Here is a 17,533-nt window from a genome sequence, read left to right as displayed (position 1 = left end):
GATCGCGCATTTATTGAACGCTTGTTCATTTAATAGCACAGAGCGAGTCGCGTCAATCCTTCGCAAGACGACAGGCAAGAACTCCGAGAAGCGTTTGAAAATTAAGGCAGCAGTGCCTCTGCGAGGTCGGGAAGGTCGCGGTAATGCGCAAGCAATGCATCAGGCTCAAGGGCCGAAACCGCCTCGCCCGTCGGGCCGAATCCAACCAACACAATCGGCACACCAGCAGCGCGCGCAGTGTCACGATCTGTCACTGTGTCGCCAATCAAGATTGAACGCTCAACCTCTCCGCCTGCCTGTGTTACGGCCGCGTGATACGGGGCAACATCCGGCTTTCGTGTGGGCAAGGTGTCAGCACCAATCAAAGCATCAAACGCATCGCGCACACCCAGTCGCGACAGCAGGCTCTCTGCCAACCCTTCAGGTTTATTGGTACAAATCGAAACCGCGAAGCCGCGCCCTCGCAGGGCCTCTACCGCATCCATTGCACCATCATAAAGCCGTGTGTGGCGATCAATCTCTCGCCCATATGCTTCCAACAATACAGGATACTGCTCAGGAACCCCCGCCTCAGCTCCCTCAGGATCAACGCGCGCGTACCCAAGCGCCAGCATTGCACGCCCTCCGTGAAATGCTGTCAATGCATCTGCAACGGGATCAAGCACATCGCCGTGCCCCAAACCTTGAAAACAATAATTCGCCGCCGCAATCAGATCGGCGCTGGTATCGGCAAGCGTTCCGTCGAGGTCAAAAACCACGCATCTTTTTCTATTATTTGGCAATTTTCAGCGTATCCCTGTAACATCCTGTAAAGCTATTTGAACATTTTGCCCCTTGCCCCGCGCCCTTTGAGCGATAAAACGGGGGAACATTCCGCCGCGACCACAACAGAAAAGACATTAAATGCCAACAGCCCTTATTACACTGGCCGCCGGTCAGGGCAGCCGTATGAATTCGGATTTGCCAAAAGTTCTACATAAAATCGGCGGTGCAACGCTACTTGAGCATGCTTTGGCAAGTGCTGAGGAACTGGATGTCGACCGCCGGATTGTTGTTGCCGGACATGGGGCTGATCTTGTGCGCGCAGAAGCCGAAGACCTTGGCGTATCTGACGTGGTGGTTCAGGAGGAGCAACTTGGTACAGGCCACGCGGTTTTGCAGGCCCGCGCGGCCCTTTCTGATTTCACGGGTGATGCGCTCGTTCTCTATGGCGACACACCGTTCATTCGCCCCGAAACGCTTTCCAAGATGGCAGCAGCGCGCCAAACCCACACCGTCGTGGTCCTTGGGTTTGAAGCTGCGGATCCTGCGCGCTACGGCCGACTAATCACAAAGGGCGATTACCTTGAGCGCATTGTTGAGTTCAAGGACGCAACTGATGAGGAACGCGCGGTAACACTCTGCAATAGCGGCGTTATTTCTGCTGACGCCGAAACCTTGTTCTCGCTTCTGGACGGGGTTGGGAACGACAATGCGGCGGGCGAGTACTACCTGACCGACATCGTCAAAATTGCCCGCGACCGCGGGCTTTCAGCAGGCGTTGTGACCTGCGAGGAGGCCGAAACCCTAGGCATCAACACCCGCGCCGAACTTGCAAATGCCGAAGCCGTATTTCAGGCCACAAAACGCGTCGAAGCTCTTGAAAACGGCGTCACGCTGCTTGCGCCCGAAACGGTGTATTTCGCACGCGACACATACATTGGGCGCGATACAGTTGTGGAGCAAAACGTGGTGTTCGGCCCCGAAGTCACCGTTGAATCAGGCGCGCACATCCGCGCGTTCAGCCACCTAGAGGGCTGTCACGTCAGCCGCGGCGCGATCGTTGGCCCATATGCCCGTCTGCGCCCCGGAGCGGAACTTTCCGAAGATGTGCGTGTCGGCAATTTCGTCGAAATCAAAAACGCCACCCTCGCCGAAGGGGCAAAAGCCAATCACCTCACCTATGTCGGAGATGCAACAATCGGAGCGCGCGCCAACCTCGGAGCTGGCACAGTTACGTGTAACTATGACGGCGTGATGAAGCATCACACCGACGTTGGAAATGATGCCTTCATCGGCTCTTCCACAATGCTGGTTGCCCCGGTAAAGGTTGGCAACCGCGCAATGACGGCGAGCGGCTCGGTGATTACAAGTGATGTACCTGCCGACGCATTGGCCATAGGACGCAGCAAGCAAATCAACAAAGAGGGCCTTGCGGATAAATTGTTTCAAAAATTGCAACAAATAAAAGCCAAAAAATCGGGTGGTAAATCGTAATGTGCGGTATCGTTGGTGTATTGGGAACGCATGAGGTTGCGCCCCTATTGGTCGAGGCGCTTAAACGGTTGGAATACCGAGGCTATGACAGTGCGGGCATTGCAACGGTCGACGATGGCAAACTTGATCGTCGGCGCGCCGTAGGCAAGCTGGTGAACTTATCCGACGCTCTTGTTCACAACCCTCTTACCGGAAAATCGGGCATCGGTCATACCCGCTGGGCCACCCATGGCGCTCCGACCGTCAGCAACGCCCACCCGCACAAAGCGGGCCGCGTGGCGGTGGTTCACAACGGAATTGTCGAAAACTACCAGAGCCTCCGCGAAGAGTTGGTTGCAGCAGGATACAGTTTCGAAAGTGAAACCGACACCGAAACAGTCGCAACGCTTGCGCAGTTCTTCCTTGAACAAGGACAAGCGCCAGTTGACGCTGCTAAATCTACCATCAACCGCCTAGAGGGCGCATTTGCGCTGTGCTTCTTGTTTGATGGCGAGGATGATCTGCTCATAGCAGCACGCAAGGGCTCACCTCTGGCGATTGGTCATGGCGAAGGCGAGATGTATGTCGGTTCCGACGCGATCGCGCTTGCCCCGATGACGGATCGGATCACTTATCTTGAAGAAGGCGATCACGCCGTAATCACCCGCACCTCTGTTGAAATTTTTGACGCTGACGGCGCCGAGGTCGAGCGCGCCGTCAAGCAGGTTCAACTCGACGCAACACGCATCGAAAAATCCGGCTACAAGCATTTCATGGCTAAGGAAATCGCGGAACAGCCCGTCGTTTTGGCCGATGCACAAGCCCATTACATCAAAGACGGCAACATCACCCTGCCTGTTGAACTGGATTTCAGCGCATTTGATCGCGTGACCATGGTTGCCTGTGGCACAGCATATCTTGCCTGTCTTACTGCGAAGTACTGGTTCGAACAGATCGCGCGCATTCCTGTCGAGGTCGATATCGCCTCGGAGTTCCGTTACCGTGAGCCGCCAGTGCCTGAGCGGACCTTGGCGATATTCGTCAGCCAATCGGGAGAAACAGCTGATACGCTGGCGGCACTTCAATATGCCAAATCCCAAGGGGCAACGATCCTTTCAGTGGTCAACGTCACCGAAAGCTCCATGGCTAGGGATAGCGATATGTCGCTTCCGATCCTGGCGGGCGTCGAAGTTTCAGTGGCCTCAACAAAAGCATTTACGTGTCAATTGTCGCTCCTGCTTTTGCTTGCACTCAAGGCATCATCGGACCGTGGGGCGCAAAGCACAGAGCAAGTGCAAAGCTACCTTTCCCATTTGCAAAAGTCGCCCGCGCTGGTGAGCCAATCGCTGAATGTTGGCGACGCTGTGAAAGAAGCCGCCAAACTCGTTGCAGAAGCACAAGACATCCTGTTCCTCGGACGAGGCGCGATGTTCCCACTGGCGCTAGAAGGCGCGCTCAAACTCAAGGAACTCAGCTATATTCACGCTGAAGGCTATGCGAGTGGCGAGTTGAAACACGGGCCAATTGCGCTGATCGACAAGCATGTTCCTGTTGTGGTCATGGCCCCACGCGACGCTCTGTTCGAAAAAACAATCTCCAATATGCAGGAGGTTATGGCCCGTGGAGGCAAGGTGCTGTTGATCTCTGATGCCGCCGGTATCGCTGAAGCAGGGCAAGGCGTTTGGAGCACGATCACCATGCCGGAGATCGAGCCTGTCTTCGCCCCAATCCTCTATGCGATCCCTGCGCAGCTACTGGCCTATCACACGGCGATCGCCAAGGGCACCGACGTAGACCAACCACGTAACCTTGCAAAATCGGTGACCGTAGAATGACCCCAGAAGCCGCCCTATCCGACCTTCGCACCCACGCCCAAGATGGCAAGGCCGAAGAAATGCGCGCCTATCACAAGGCCGATCGAGAGTATCTTGGGGTTGCCAATCCCGATATCGACAACTGCACCAAAGCGTGGCGCAAGGCGTTGGACGTTCCAGAACGCGTTGCCCTCGCCCGCGATCTTTGGGCCACAGATATCCACGAGGCACGTGTAGCAGCCGCCAAATTGCTGACCCAAGCGCGGCTGCGCCCTGACGAAGAGGCGTGGGAGCTTATTCAAAGCTGGGTTCCAGATTTCAATGCATGGGCCATTGCCGATCACGCTTGCATCGCGGGGCAAAAACGCCTCGTTGCCGACCCCACTCGCCTTGATGAGGTAGAACCTTGGATCGCATCTGATCACATGTGGACGCGCCGCGCGGCCTTTGTCATCACATTGCCGTGGACCAAACAGAATTTCCCGAAACCCGCCGAAATCGAAGCACGGGAACGCGTATTGGGCTGGGCTGCGACGCTGGTTGAGGACAAGGAATGGTTTATCCAAAAAGCGATTTCGTGGTGGCTGCGCGATCTGTCAAAGCACGATGTGCCACGCGCGCAGGCGTTTTTGAATGAATATGGCCCGCGCTTGAAACCATTCGCACAGAAGGAAGCCACGCGCCACATGCGTGATTACACAGTACCGCCGCTCAAAGAGCCAGACGTCGAGACTGCTGACGCCCCTAAGCCTGACGAAGCGCCCGACGCATAATCTTGCCCGTCGCCGTCATTGGCATTTCGTCAATAAACTCAACGGAACGCGGAGCGACGTGCGGACTGACCTTGTCTTTGACGCGAGCGATCAACTCATCTTCTAGCCCATCAGCACTCTCGCCTTCGCGCAACACGATGAATGCTTTTACAACCTCTGTTCGCAGTGCATCCGGAATTCCAATACAGGCCGCCATGGCAACCGATGGATGAGCGCAAAGACAATTTTCGATCTCACTCGGTCCAATGCGATAGCCAGCGGAAGTAATCACATCGTCATCTCGGCTGGAGAAGCGGAAATGGCCGTCTGCATCACAACTTCCCAGATCACCAGTGCGCAGCCAGCCATTCACGAATTTACGTTCTGTTTCCTCGGGCTTATTCCAATAGCGCAGAAACATCACCGGATCAGGCGCGCGCACCGCAATTTCGCCAATCTTTCCAGCGGGAACTGGCGTGCCGTCAGCGTCGATAATCGCAACCTCATGACCAGGAACGGCACCGCCCATAGCACCAGCCATATGTTTGCCAAGCGTTTTTGATGCGGAAACCACCAGATTACACTCAGTCTGACCGTAAATCTCATTCACCGGTGCGCCCAGAACATCCTCTGCCCATTGCAACAAGTCTGCGCCAAGGCTCTCTCCGCCAGAGCTGATACTGCGGATATCCACGCCGACAGGAACGTCCGCTCCGCGCATCATTTTGAGTGCGGTTGGCGGCATAAAGAGGTTCCGTATTCGATACCGCGCCATCAGATCAAAGGCCGCGGCAGCGTCGAACTTCCGCATCCGATGCGAGACAAGCGGCACGCCGTAATAAAGACAGGGCATTGCCATATCCATCAACCCACCGATCCACGCCCAATCTGCTGGCGTCCAGCCGCAATCGCCCTGTTTTGGAAAGCCGTCGTGATGCACTTCGATGGCCGGAAGATGACCAAGCAGGAACCTGTGCCCATGCAAAACGCCTTTTGGGTCGCCCGTTGTACCGGATGTATAAATCAAAACCGCGGGCGTATTAGCGTGGGTTTCGACAGGGGTACATGTAGTAGGATGCTTTGCGATTTCATCCCAAACTGACTCAAAATCAGTTGCATCGCCAGTGGTCAAAACCGTTTCAAGAGCAGGCAGGTCAGAACGTATCTTGGCAACCTTGGGAAGGCTTTCGTCGCTCGTTATCAAAAGCTTCGTGCCACTATCGGAAAGCCGATACCGCAACGCGTCTTCTCCGAATAGCGTAAACAGCGGAAGCACAACCGCGCCAAGCTTATAGGCTGCGAAATGTGCGATCATCACCGCCGGATCCTGCGGCAACAGGATAGCAATGCGATCCCCTTCTCCGACACCTTTTGCAGCAAAGGCATTGGCCAGCGCATTGGAAGCCTCTTCCAGCTCGCTATATGTCCAACGAGTTTCGGTTCCATCCTCCTCCACATGGACGATCGCCTCCTGATCCGGCGCGCTACGGGCCCAAGAGGTACAGCAAAGTTCAGCGATATTCATAACCGGCGGAATATCCCAACGAAATGCGGCCGCAACAGCATCCCACGTTGTGAAATCCTTGATCAATCGTCGCTTATCCTGCTCTTGCATCCATCTCCTCCCCAGAGATTGTGAACGAGCGTTCAGTTAACCGCCCGCGTCCGCCAGCGTCAATTGCGTTTTCGCCATTCCGACAGACAGTTATCGCGCAAATATTACCGCGCACCACCCCACCATCCATAAATCCCCCTTGCCCCTCAATACCACCACGCCTAGGCTATCCGCATGACCGCACCATTGATCGATCCCTTCTTGCGCCCGATTACATATCTGCGCCTCTCGGTAACGGACCGTTGCGACTTCCGCTGTGTTTACTGCATGGCGGAGCAAATGACCTTTCTACCGAAAAAAGAGTTGCTGACGCTCGAGGAGTTGGATCGGCTGTCTTCTGCCTTTATCGGGCTGGGTGTGCGCAAGCTTCGGATTACGGGCGGGGAACCGTTGGTGCGCCGTGATATCATGAGCTATTTCAAAGCCATGTCGCGGCACCTGAAATCAGGTGCGCTGGACGAACTCACCCTTACGACCAACGGCTCACAACTGGCAAAATATGCTGATGAGCTCGCTGCCTGTGGGGTGAAACGGATCAACATCTCTTTGGATACGCTCGATGAAGCGAAATTTGCCGAGATTACGCGCTGGGGCCGCTTGCCACAGGTTCTTGAAGGGATCGAGGCCGCTCAAGCGGCAGGCCTTAAAGTAAAACTGAACACAGTGGCGCTTAAAGGCTTTAACGAGGACGAGCTTTTTACCCTCACCGAATTTTGCGCCGCACGAGATATGGACCTGACCTTTATCGAGGTCATGCCCATGGGAGATATCGGCAATGAAAACCGGATCGGGCAATATTGGTCTCTCGAAGACTTACGAGAAACTCTGGCCACACGTTTTAGCCTTGCCGACCTTCCCGACAAAACCGGGGGCCCTGCGAGATATGTCAGGATCGGGGAAACGCGCCAACGCATTGGTTTTATCACGCCGCTGACACATAATTTCTGTGAAAGCTGTAACCGCGTTCGGGTGACTTGCACGGGCGAAATTTTCACCTGTCTGGGACAAGAAGGGAAATCCGATCTCCGTGCGCCATTGCGTGCGAGCGAAAGCGATACAAAGCTGAATGAAGCGATCCGCGCCGCGATCGCGCTCAAGCCCAAGGGCCATGATTTTGACTATTCGCGACAGGAAGTGGCTGGGCAAATGAGCCGCCACATGAGCCATACCGGCGGCTAAAGCTTTAGATCAACTTTACAACACAATAGCTTGATTTAAAAAGAAAAAGGCCGCCAGATTGGGCGGCCTTTTCTATCAATCTTAGCTTACCTCATGAGACAGCAGGCATTCGGCTTTCGACCATCTCAACCCACCAGCTACACCCCGCTGGGATTGCATTGTCGTCGAAATTATAGGCTGGGTGATGCACCGCTGCTGTGTCGCCATTTCCGACGAGGATATAAGCGCCGGGGCGTTCTTCGAGCATAAAGGCGAAATCCTCACCGCCCATCACAAGCGGCGCATCTTCGCAATCACCAGAAATTTTCTTGGCCGCTTCAGCCGCATATTCGGTTTCCGTATCGTGGTTTACCATCACCGGATAACCGCGCATATAGTTAACCTCGGCCACCCCACCAAGCGCCTCTGCTGTGAGCGGAGCGATTGCTTTAATCCGCTCTTCGGCAAGGTCACGGACGTCGTTTGACAGCGTCCGTACAGTCCCCTTCAGATGCACTTTCTGGGGAATGACGTTGTAAGCGTTGCTCTCGGTTTCAAAGCTCGTGACCGAAACAACGACTTGCTTCACAGGGTCCACATTTCGACTGGCGATTGTCTGCATCGCCAAAACGATCTGGCTCGCGATGATCGTCGTATCGACAACCTCTTGTGGCTTTGCCGCGTGGCCGCCCTTGCCCTCGACAAAAATGTCAAAAGTATCGGTCGCAGCAAAGAACGGGCCTTTACGAATTGCGAAGCTACCAAGCGGATGACCTGGCCAGTTATGCATCCCATAGACCTCTTGGATGTTCCAGCGTTCCATCATGCCGTCTTCACACATTTCACGGCCACCGCCGCCGCCCTCTTCTGCGGGCTGGAAGATCACAACCGTGGTGCCGTCAAAGTTGCGCGTCTCGCACAGGTATTTTGCTGCACCAAGTAGCATGGCGGTGTGACCGTCGTGACCACAAGCATGCATTGCGCCTGGTGTTTTGGACGCATATTCAACGCCTGTTGCTTCAAGGATCGGAAGCGCATCCATATCTGCGCGCAGTCCCACAACTTTGCCAGACGTATCAGTCTTGCCCTTGATAACGCCGACAACCCCAGTGCGGCCGATACCCTCAACAACCTCATCACAGCCGAATGCGCGCAGCAATTCCGCCACCCGCGCCGAAGTTCGGTGCGTTTCAAACAGGATTTCTGGGTTTGCGTGGAAGTCTCGTCGCCATTCGGTAATTTCGGGCAGAAGTTCTGCGAAGCGGTTCTTTACGGGCATTGTCTAGTCCTGTGTTAAGTGTTGGATAAGCCGAAGCATAAAGGCCTCCCCGGCCTCCAACTGGCTGATTTCTAAATATTCATTCGGCTGATGGGCCTGCGCGATATCGCCAGGTCCACAGACAGCTGCGGAGTAGCCCCCCGCCTGAAACTGTCCGGCTTCTGTTGCGTAAGCCACAACATTGGTCGCGTTATCGCCTGTCAGGTGGCGGAGGAGTTGCTCGGACTGGCCTTCGGTTTCCGGCGCAAGCGGCGGAACGGCGTATCCTTGCGATATATCGATACCGGTGTCGGGGTGGATGGCCTGCATCCGTTCTGAAATCTCCTCGGCTTTGGCGCGAAGCTTCGCCTCCCAATCGGCCAAAGACTCCCCGGGCACGACGCGGAACGACAAGTCGAAATGACACTCTTTGGCGGTAATATTATGCGCCGTGCCGCCGCTTATTCTACCGATGTGCAGCGTTGTATAGGGCGGCACGAAATCCGCGGCGAGCGGATTCGGCGTCGCTTTCGCAGAGAGTGCGTTCTGTTCATGCGCCCACTGAATCAACTCGGTGCCATACATGATCGCGGAAACACCCGTGTGAAGTAGAGAGCTATGCACCTCGAAGCCTCGCACCGATACCTGATACCCGACGCTACCTTTATGCCCCGTGACAACCTTCATCATTGAAGGCTCCCCAATAATTGCTGCAGAGGCAGGAGGAAGCGCTTTCATCGCCTCGATCATCGGAGGCGCACCGAAACAGCCGACCTCTTCGTCATAGGAGAACGCAAGTTGGATTGGCCGTTTTACCCCCGACTTAAGAATATGCGGCACCGCCCAGAGCGCCAAAGCGCCAAAGCCCTTCATATCCGCGGTACCACGCCCATAAAGACGGCCGTCTTTTTCGACCATCTCGAATGGATCGCTCTCCCACGCTTGCCCGACAACAGGTACGACATCCGTGTGCCCCGACAGCACAACGCCGCCTGCAACCTCCGGCCCGACATTTGCAAAGAGCGAGGCCTTTTGGCCGGTCTCGTCATAAACGCGGAATGACTTTACGCCAAAGCTTTCAAGATAGCCCTCGATCCACTCGATCAGCGGCAGGTTACTTTCGCTGCTAACGGTGTTGAAGCTTACGAGCTTACCAAGAATCTCGCGCGCGGATAGAGGCTCTCCCATGAGGATTTCCAGACTTTAGGAACGGCCGTTTGGTCGTTGTTATTGAAGAACAAAGTGGCCTTTGCTGACCTCTGTATAGACCGAAGGCGCCGCCTCGTGTGACACGGGAAAGATTGGCGACGGGATCGGCTTGAACTTGAGGTCAGAGGCGATTTTCTTTTGGCGCGGATCGGCAACAGGAACCGCAGACATTAGCGATTTTGTATAGCTGTGCTGCGGGTTTTCAAACACCGCTTGGCGCGGTCCGATCTCGACGATACGACCCAGATACATCACCGCAGTTTGGTGGCTCACACGCTCGACCACAGCCATATCGTGGCTAATGAACAGCATCGCGATTCCGAGGTCTGCCTGTAGCTCCATGAGCAAGTTCAGCACTTGCGCCTGAACCGACACATCAAGCGCAGAAACGGCCTCGTCCGCAACAACGAGTTTCGGGTTAAGCGCAAGCGCGCGGGCAATCGCGATCCGCTGGCGTTGGCCGCCGGAGAGCTCATGCGGGTATCGTTTTAAGAAGCTGCGTGGGAGTTCAACCCGATCAAAAAGGCTCGCCACGCGGTCGTTCACTTCGCTGCCACTTGCGAGGTTATAGTTGCGCATTGGTTCCGCTACTTGATCGACCAACCGCACTTGAGGATTGAGCGAGGCAAAGGGATCCTGAAACACCATTTGCATATCGCGGCGCGCTTTGCGCAACTCTGTGGGGCTGAGTGCAAGAATATCAACACCGCCGAGGTTTACTTCGCCGCTTTGTGGCTCAACAAGCCGTAGAATGGACCGCCCGCAAGAGGATTTCCCGCAGCCGGATTCCCCAACCAGCGATAGTGTTTCCCCTGGTTTGAGCTCAAACGACACATCTTCGACAGCGTGAACATTGGCCACAGTACGGCGCAGCAGGCCCTTCTTCACAGGGAAACGCGTCGTTAGGTTCTTGACCTTTAGCAGAGGCGGAACCTCGCCCGCCTTCGCGGCGATTTCCTGTTTTGCTTTGGCCGCGGCCATAACAACTTCGTATTTATCCTCATCACCGAGGATACGCATTGGTTCTGGGAAGGCCTTTCCCGTCATCTCGCCAAGCTTCGGAACGGCCGCCAACAGCGACTTGGTGTAATCGTGCTGCGGATTCTCGAATATCTGCTCGACCGGCCCCTCTTCCATCATGTTCCCGCGATACATCACTATCACCCGGTCGGCCATCTGGGCCACAACCGCCATATCATGGGTAATAAACAGAACAGCGGTGCCATGTTCGCGCTTAAGGCGGTCAATGAGCGCAAGAATCTCGGCCTGAATGGTCACATCCAGTGCGGTTGTTGGCTCGTCACAGATCAGCAGCTTCGGCTCGCAAGCCATTGCAATCGCGATCACCACGCGCTGGCGCATCCCTCCAGAAAGCTCGTGCGGATACTGCGTCATGCGGCGCTCAGGCTCAGGAATCCGCACGTCTTTAAGGATTTCAATTGCCCGTTTGTTGGCTTCAGATTTGCTAAGTCCCTTATGAAGAATCAACCCTTCGGTTAGCTGCTTGCCGACGGTAAATACCGGATTGAGCGAGGTCATCGGCTCCTGAAAAATCATTCCGATCTCGTTACCACGGATTGAACGCATGTCGGTTGGATCAACCTTAGCAAGATCAACCTCGCCTTCGGCACCGCGGTTAAACTCAAGGGATCCTTCGGTGATTTCACCACCGCCAAACTCGACAAGCCGCATGATCGAAAGCGACGACACCGATTTACCCGATCCCGATTCGCCAACAACACAGAGGGTCTCTCCGGGATCAATGCTAAAGGATATATCCTCAACGCCAATTACGATTCCGCTATTAGTTTCAAACTCTACGCGAAGGTTCTTAACGTCGATTAGGTGGCTGTCTAGCATAGTGTATGATCTCGTATATCAGGATGCTCGTCACGCTAAGCGCCGAGAATAGCGAAAGTCAAACCCGAATCCTGATCCAGAAAAATTCGAGGCAATTCACATTTGAATTTCGATAATCCGATTAAAATCACCACCCAACAACGTACAATATGCCGAAAAATCAGACATTCTGACAAATCCAACCGTTATCGCAACGGAAACCGGGCAACGGCACGCTTGCTTTTTTTTTACATTTGCCCTGAACTACCCCGCATGGCGGATCGAACCTCGAAGTGAGTCGTTATTGCATATGAAACGAAATTTGCTTCTACCCAAGCGAGTCCGAGAACTCGTGTCCAAAAAATCCGGAAAGCCGGGGTCCGCATATCCAACAAGGAGAGTAATATGAAAATGAAGACAGCCCTACTGGGCGCTGCTGCCGCATTTGCGATGGCCCCTATGGCCATGGCGGAACGAGGCGCAGACGGCCATGTAAACATCATCTATTGGCAAGCGCCATCGATCATGAACCCATATCTTTCCGGCGGTACAAAAGACCTTGAGGCCGCGAGCCTCGTCATTGAGCCGCTCGCCCGCTATGACCAAGACGGCAACATGGTTCCATGGCTCGTCGACTCTGTACCAACAGTAGAAAACGGCGGCGTCTCCGAAGACCTCACAACTGTAACGTGGAAGCTGAAAGAAGGCCTTCTTTGGTCTGACGGCACACCAGTTACTTCTGCTGACGTTAAGTTTAGCTGGGAATACTGTACCGCAGACGGCGGCGGCTGTGCGCAGTCCGAAAAGTACAATGATGTTGTTGACGTTGAAACACCCGACGAACTTACAGCGATTGTAAAATTCGGCGTTTCCAAGCCCTTCCCTTATGGCCCCTTTGTTGGCGCGCAAGCTCCGATCCTTCAAAAGGCGCAGTTTGAAAACTGCCTCGGCCCAAAGGCACCTGAGTGTACAGAAGAGAACTTCGCACCGATTGGCACTGGCCCGTTCACCGTCACAGAGTTCCGCCCGAATGACGTTGTGTCGCTCGAAGCAAACCCGAACTACCGTGATGCGTCCAAACCAGCGTTTGCGACAGCGACACTCAAAGGCGGCGGCGACGCAACCGCGGCTGGCCGTTCGGTTCTTGAAACCGGCGAGTTTGACTACGCGTGGAACCTTCAGCTTGCACCAGACGTGCTTGCCAACATGGAAGCCAAGGGCAAAGGCAAAGTTGTCTCAGGCTTCGGTACACTTGTTGAGCGGATCATGGTGAACCTCACCGATCCATCGCCAGAGCTTGGCGAAGAGCGTGCAACCAAGAAGCACCCACACCCGTTCCTGACAGACAAGAACGTACGCCAAGCGCTTTCCATGGCGATTGACCGCGAACTGCTGACAGAAATCGGCTATGGTGCTGCTGGTCGTCCAACTTGTAACGTGCTGCCTGCACCTGCGATCTATGCCTCGACCGCAAACGACGGCTGCCTTGTGCAAGACATTGCTGGCGCAAATGAGCTTCTCGAAAGCGCTGGTTGGGTGAAAGGTGCTGACGGCATCCGCGCCAAAGATGGTGTGCGTCTTTCGATGCTGTATCAAACATCCACAAACGCTGTGCGCCAGGACTTCCAAGCTCTGATCAAACAGTGGTGGGGCGAAATCGGCGTTGAAACCGAACTTCGCAACCTTGATGCGTCCGTGTTCTTCGGTGGTGATCCAGGTTCGCCTGACACATTCCAGAAGTTCTTTGCTGACGTAGAAATGTACGCCAACAACTTCGACGGCACAGACCCAGAGTCCTATATGGCAAACTGGGAGTGTAAGCAGGCTCCAAGCCCAGAGAACCAGTGGCAAGGCAACAACATGCCACGCTTCTGCTCTGAAGAGTATGACGCTCTCGTGGCCAAGATGGCTGTGACTGGCGACATCAATGAGCGTGCCGAACTTGCCAAAGCTATGAACGACATGCTGATGCAAGAATATGTCATCATTCCACTTGTGGACCGTGGCCGAGTGTCGGCTCACTCCAACACTCTTGGTGGTGTGATCCTCAATACTTGGGACAGCGAGCTGTGGAACGCAGCTGACTGGCATCGCGTCAAGTAAACCTATGTGAATTGGGGCGTCCGTAAGTTTCGGGCGCCCCTTTTCCATATCTTGGCTTCCCCTGAATACCAGAGCCGATCAATCGGCCCGAGGCAAACCACATGCTCACATTCACGCTCCGCAGGCTGCTGCTCGCGATCCCGACGCTTATTTTCATTTCGTTGGTCATTTTCCTGCTTCTGGAACTCGCACCCGGCGATCCGATGGCACAAGTGCCCTTGACGGTCCCTCCAGAAGTAAAGGCGCAGATGCGCGAGGCTCTCGGCCTTGGACAACCGATCCATATCCGCTTTGTCAAATGGCTCTACCAGTTCTATGTGGTTGAACCGCTTTATCTCGCAGACGCTTTATTCGGAACCAGCTGGTCCGAAGGTCTGCCCCGCATCATTTCTTGGCAATGGCGCTCCTCGGTTCTTGACGTCGTTGCCCAACGTATCCCGCAAACTCTTTGGGTTGTTGGCCTTTCCTATGTGATTGGTGCCATGATCGCTGTTCCGATCGGCGTTATCTCAGCCTATCGTCAGTACTCGATCTTCGATCAAATCGGGACATTCATTTCGATGGTCGGCTTCTCGGTTCCGACCTTCTTTACCGGTGTTTTGCTGATCGTGATCTTCTCGGTCAACCTTGGCTGGTTCCCATCAATTTATGACACGACACTGGTTGTGAACGACTGGCCTTCCTTCGTTAAACAGCTCAAGCAGATGGTGATGCCGGTCTTTGTTCTGGCGCTTTATAACGCAGCCCAGATCAGCCGCTTTATGCGCGCCTCCATGCTCGACAACCTCAATCAGGATTACGTTCGCACTGCACGTGCAAAGGGGCTCGGCGAGCGGGCCGTCGTTTTGGTCCATGTGCTGCGCAACTCGATGATCCCTGTTGTGACGGTGATTGCGCTTGGTGTGCCGACGGTCTTTTCCGGTGCGATCATTACCGAACAGGTGTTCAAGGTGAATGGCCTCGGCCAGCTTCTGATTACGGCCATTCAGGCCAACGATCTTCCAACAGTTCAAACGCTGACCGTGATCTTTGCGATCCTGATCATCCTGTTCAATCTAATTGCCGATATCCTTTATGGTATCCTCGACCCAAGGATCCGCTATGACTAAGACAGCCGTACATTCAAACGACGCCACCGAAGAAACTGCAACCCGCAGCCAGTGGTGGGACGTCTGGGATCAGTTCAAGACCCACCGCGGCGCGATGGTCGGCTTGATCATATTTGTGTCAATCCTGTTGTTCGTCGTTGTCGGGCCGTGGGTGTGGAGCATTGATCCAACCCATATCGATATCCGCGCCCGCAACCAGGGGCCAAGCCTTGCGCATCCTTTTGGCACTGACCAGCTTGGCCGCGATATCTTTGCGCGGATGATGGCAGGGGGTCAGGTTTCCATGGCAGTGGGCATGACCGCGATGGCGCTTTCCTTGTTCCTCGGCACATTGATCGGGGTGTTGGCTGGGTATTTCAAATGGCTCGACGGGCCGCTTATGCGCTTGACCGACCTGTTCCTCGCCCTGCCCCTGCTTCCGCTGCTTTTGGTGATTATCCTGCTGTTCCGCGAACGACTAAGTTCGGTATTCGGGCCGGAGGGCGGCATCTTTATCCTGATGGTGTTCGCGATCGGCATAACAAGCTGGATGCAGGCTGCGCGGATTGTGCGCGGTGACGTGCTAGCGCTCAAGGAACGCGAGTTTGTTTTGGCTGCCCATTCCATCGGTACCGCCCCGCGCAAGATGATCCTACGGCATATTCTGCCCAACGTGATGTCGCCCATCATGGTGTCGGCCACGCTCGGAATTGCCAATGCCATTATCACAGAGAGTGCGCTCTCGTTCCTCGGCCTCGGCTTCCCACCAGACTTCCCAACATGGGGCCGATTGCTCTTTGACGGCGTTGACTTCCTTCAGCAGTACCCAGAGCGCGTTCTGTTCCCGGGCATTGCGATCTCGCTGACGGTGCTGTCGGTTAACTATATCGGCGACGGGCTGCGCGATGCGCTCGATCCACGCATTCGCGGGCGCTAATCAACATACCAAAAACAACAAAGGGGCCTTGTGGCCCCTTTTCTTATGGCAAAACCATCGTGTCTTTAATGACCAATTCGCTTCTTGAGGTTTTTCAGGTACATCCAAACTCCAAACACGACAAACGGTACAAGCCCCGCAGTCAGAACCGTTTTGGAAAGATGAAAGTTCTTGGCCATAGGTGCAAAGAAATACCCCAGAAGACTGACAGCATAATAAGATATTGCGACAACCGAGAGCCCCTCAACAGTTTGTTGGAGGCGCAATTGCAAATCCGCGCGTCTGTCCATTGACCGCAGGATCTCTTGATTTTGTCGTCCGCGCTCCACATCCACCCGCGTGCGCAGCAACTCAGCAGCGCGCACCGCCCGATCTGACATCCGCTGCAACAATTTCTCCGCAGCCGTAACGGTGCGCATCGCAGGATCAAATCGACGCATCATGAATTCGTCAAAGGTCTGTCGCCCTCTATACCGTTCTTCACGCAATATCTTGATCCGTTGGTTTACGATTGCCTCATACGCGTTTGTCGCGCCAAACCGATAGCTTGTTTCAGCAGTCAACTGCTCCAACCTCGCTGTAAGAGGCTTGAGCTCGGCAAGGGTCTCCTCGGCGGCGTCCACTGTTGTCCCCATCCGCGCCACAACACCCGTTAATTCGGATTCAATGGGGCCAATTTCACCCATTAGATTTTTGGCCGTGAGATAGCCGAGCATGGCCATAGTCTTATAGGTTTCGATCTCACATAGCCGTTGAAGAATACGCCCTGTCCGTTGCGGACCAACGCCATCCTGCATCATCATTGCAAACCTGACATGGCCAGCCTCATCAATACGAAAGTCAGAGGCAACCAGCGCAGAAGCATCCAAAATTTCGCTCACGGCAAGGCTTTCCGGAACAAACCACTGAATCAGATTTTCAAGGATTGCCTCGTCATGCTCCGGTCGCTTCTCGATATGAAAATGCGCGGACGTAAGCCGAAGTCCGGGCGCTTTGGCGCACCAATCTTTTGGAAAGACTTCAAAACCCTTCGGATCGAACGCCCGACTCGAGGCCGCTTCGGTGAAGATCGTATAGGTTAAGAACTCGCTATGACTCTCCCATTTCAGAAAATGGCGGCCAAGTGGGCCAAAGTAGTGTGTCGCGCCGGGACGTGGATGCACAGCGCCGTGACGGTCCAGTAAATCCAGAAGATGCGCACGCTCGGCTGCATAGTCTCGCTCTTGGCCATCTGGTGTTTTTAGCGCCAGAAAAACGGCGCTCGCTGGCGCGGAAAGCGCGGGGAATGGCCGTGCATGAAGTTCATTCGCCAAATGATATCGGTCTGGATGATCTTTGATCTCGTCCATACTTGCCCCTTACGGCCCGTGAATAGTGGGCTATGATTTTCATCCAACATAAGGCGCCGCACCAAAGTGTAAAGAAATTTTCGCATTGTTTTCAATGCGTTAATGGTGTGCGAATGTATACAAAAACGTCAAACAAAGAAAAAGCGCCCCGCCATATCCGGCGGAGCGCTTGGTAT

At 54.7% G+C, this 17,533-nt stretch carries 13 protein-coding genes; 7 read left to right on the top strand and 6 right to left on the bottom strand.

The genetic code is table 11. The features are described 5' to 3' along the window. Positions 1 to 101: 101 nt before the first annotated feature. Positions 102 to 758, bottom strand: a complete 657-nt coding sequence (locus OU789_RS04835; protein WP_274653785.1) for an HAD-IA family hydrolase — start codon at positions 756 to 758, stop codon at positions 102 to 104. A gap of 145 nt (positions 759 to 903) precedes the next feature. On the opposite strand from OU789_RS04835, the gene glmU reads away from it, so the two are divergent. Genes glmU through OU789_RS04820 form a run of 3 tightly spaced genes read left to right on the top strand, consistent with a single transcriptional unit; the run spans position 904 to position 4,822 of the window. After that, positions 904 to 2,256, top strand: coding sequence for a bifunctional UDP-N-acetylglucosamine diphosphorylase/glucosamine-1-phosphate N-acetyltransferase GlmU (gene glmU, locus OU789_RS04830; RefSeq protein ID WP_274653783.1), 1,353 nt, complete (start codon positions 904 to 906; stop codon positions 2,254 to 2,256). Then, entirely contained in the window at positions 2,256 to 4,070 is a 1,815-nt protein-coding gene (glmS, locus tag OU789_RS04825) for a glutamine--fructose-6-phosphate transaminase (isomerizing) (RefSeq protein ID WP_274653781.1), read from the top strand. Before glmU ends, glmS begins: the two co-directional genes overlap by 1 nt. Further along, positions 4,067 to 4,822, top strand: coding sequence for a DNA alkylation repair protein (locus OU789_RS04820; protein WP_274653778.1), 756 nt, complete (start codon positions 4,067 to 4,069; stop codon positions 4,820 to 4,822). Before glmS ends, OU789_RS04820 begins: the two co-directional genes overlap by 4 nt. Here the strand turns inward: OU789_RS04820 and OU789_RS04815 are convergent. Beyond that, a complete protein-coding gene (locus OU789_RS04815; RefSeq protein ID WP_274653776.1) occupies positions 4,794 to 6,416 on the bottom strand; it encodes an AMP-binding protein in 1,623 nt (540 codons plus the stop codon). The genes OU789_RS04820 and OU789_RS04815 overlap by 29 nt on opposite strands. A gap of 174 nt (positions 6,417 to 6,590) precedes the next feature. On the opposite strand from OU789_RS04815, the gene moaA reads away from it, so the two are divergent. Next, positions 6,591 to 7,595 carry a GTP 3',8-cyclase MoaA gene (gene moaA, locus OU789_RS04810; RefSeq protein WP_263953574.1) on the top strand — a complete coding sequence of 335 codons (1,005 nt, stop codon included), beginning with the start codon at positions 6,591 to 6,593 and terminating at the stop codon, positions 7,593 to 7,595. A gap of 91 nt (positions 7,596 to 7,686) precedes the next feature. Here the strand turns inward: moaA and OU789_RS04805 are convergent, their stop codons facing one another. The 3 genes from OU789_RS04805 to OU789_RS04795 are packed head-to-tail and all read right to left on the bottom strand — an operon-like array spanning position 7,687 to position 11,901. Beyond that, positions 7,687 to 8,853: a M20 aminoacylase family protein gene (locus tag OU789_RS04805; protein WP_274653774.1), complete on the bottom strand. Its 1,167-nt coding sequence runs from the start codon at positions 8,851 to 8,853 to the stop codon at positions 7,687 to 7,689. 3 nt (positions 8,854 to 8,856) lie between these two features. Next, positions 8,857 to 10,020: an acetylornithine deacetylase gene (gene argE / locus OU789_RS04800; protein ID WP_274653772.1), complete on the bottom strand. Its 1,164-nt coding sequence runs from the start codon at positions 10,018 to 10,020 to the stop codon at positions 8,857 to 8,859. A 39-nt stretch (positions 10,021 to 10,059) separates the two neighbouring features. Beyond that, the gene (locus OU789_RS04795) at positions 10,060 to 11,901 is read right to left on the bottom strand and encodes an ABC transporter ATP-binding protein (protein WP_274653770.1); all 1,842 of its coding nucleotides are present in this window, start codon (positions 11,899 to 11,901) and stop codon (positions 10,060 to 10,062) included. A gap of 384 nt (positions 11,902 to 12,285) precedes the next feature. Here OU789_RS04795 and OU789_RS04790 point away from each other — a divergent pair, with 384 nt between their 5' ends. The 3 genes from OU789_RS04790 (at position 12,286) to OU789_RS04780 (ending at position 16,008) form a co-directional block, all read left to right on the top strand. After that, on the top strand, positions 12,286 to 13,983 hold the full coding sequence (locus OU789_RS04790; protein ID WP_274653768.1) for a peptide ABC transporter substrate-binding protein: 1,698 nt from the start codon (positions 12,286 to 12,288) through the stop codon (positions 13,981 to 13,983). A gap of 101 nt (positions 13,984 to 14,084) precedes the next feature. Next, positions 14,085 to 15,092, top strand: a complete 1,008-nt coding sequence (locus OU789_RS04785) for an ABC transporter permease (protein WP_263953579.1) — start codon at positions 14,085 to 14,087, stop codon at positions 15,090 to 15,092. Then, the gene (locus tag OU789_RS04780) at positions 15,085 to 16,008 is read left to right on the top strand and encodes an ABC transporter permease (protein WP_274653766.1); all 924 of its coding nucleotides are present in this window, start codon (positions 15,085 to 15,087) and stop codon (positions 16,006 to 16,008) included. The genes OU789_RS04785 and OU789_RS04780 overlap by 8 nt, the downstream gene beginning before the upstream one ends. A gap of 65 nt (positions 16,009 to 16,073) precedes the next feature. Here OU789_RS04780 and OU789_RS04775 read toward each other — a convergent pair whose 3' ends face one another. Next, positions 16,074 to 17,357 carry a DUF3422 family protein gene (locus OU789_RS04775; protein WP_274653764.1) on the bottom strand — a complete coding sequence of 428 codons (1,284 nt, stop codon included), beginning with the start codon at positions 17,355 to 17,357 and terminating at the stop codon, positions 16,074 to 16,076. Positions 17,358 to 17,533: the final 176 nt, after the last annotated feature.

Origin of the sequence: Halocynthiibacter sp. C4, assembly GCF_028823805.1 — a bacterium.
Taxonomy (GTDB): Bacteria; Pseudomonadota; Alphaproteobacteria; order Rhodobacterales; family Rhodobacteraceae; genus Falsihalocynthiibacter; species Falsihalocynthiibacter halioticoli.
This window is presented reverse-complemented; position numbering and strand designations above follow the sequence as displayed.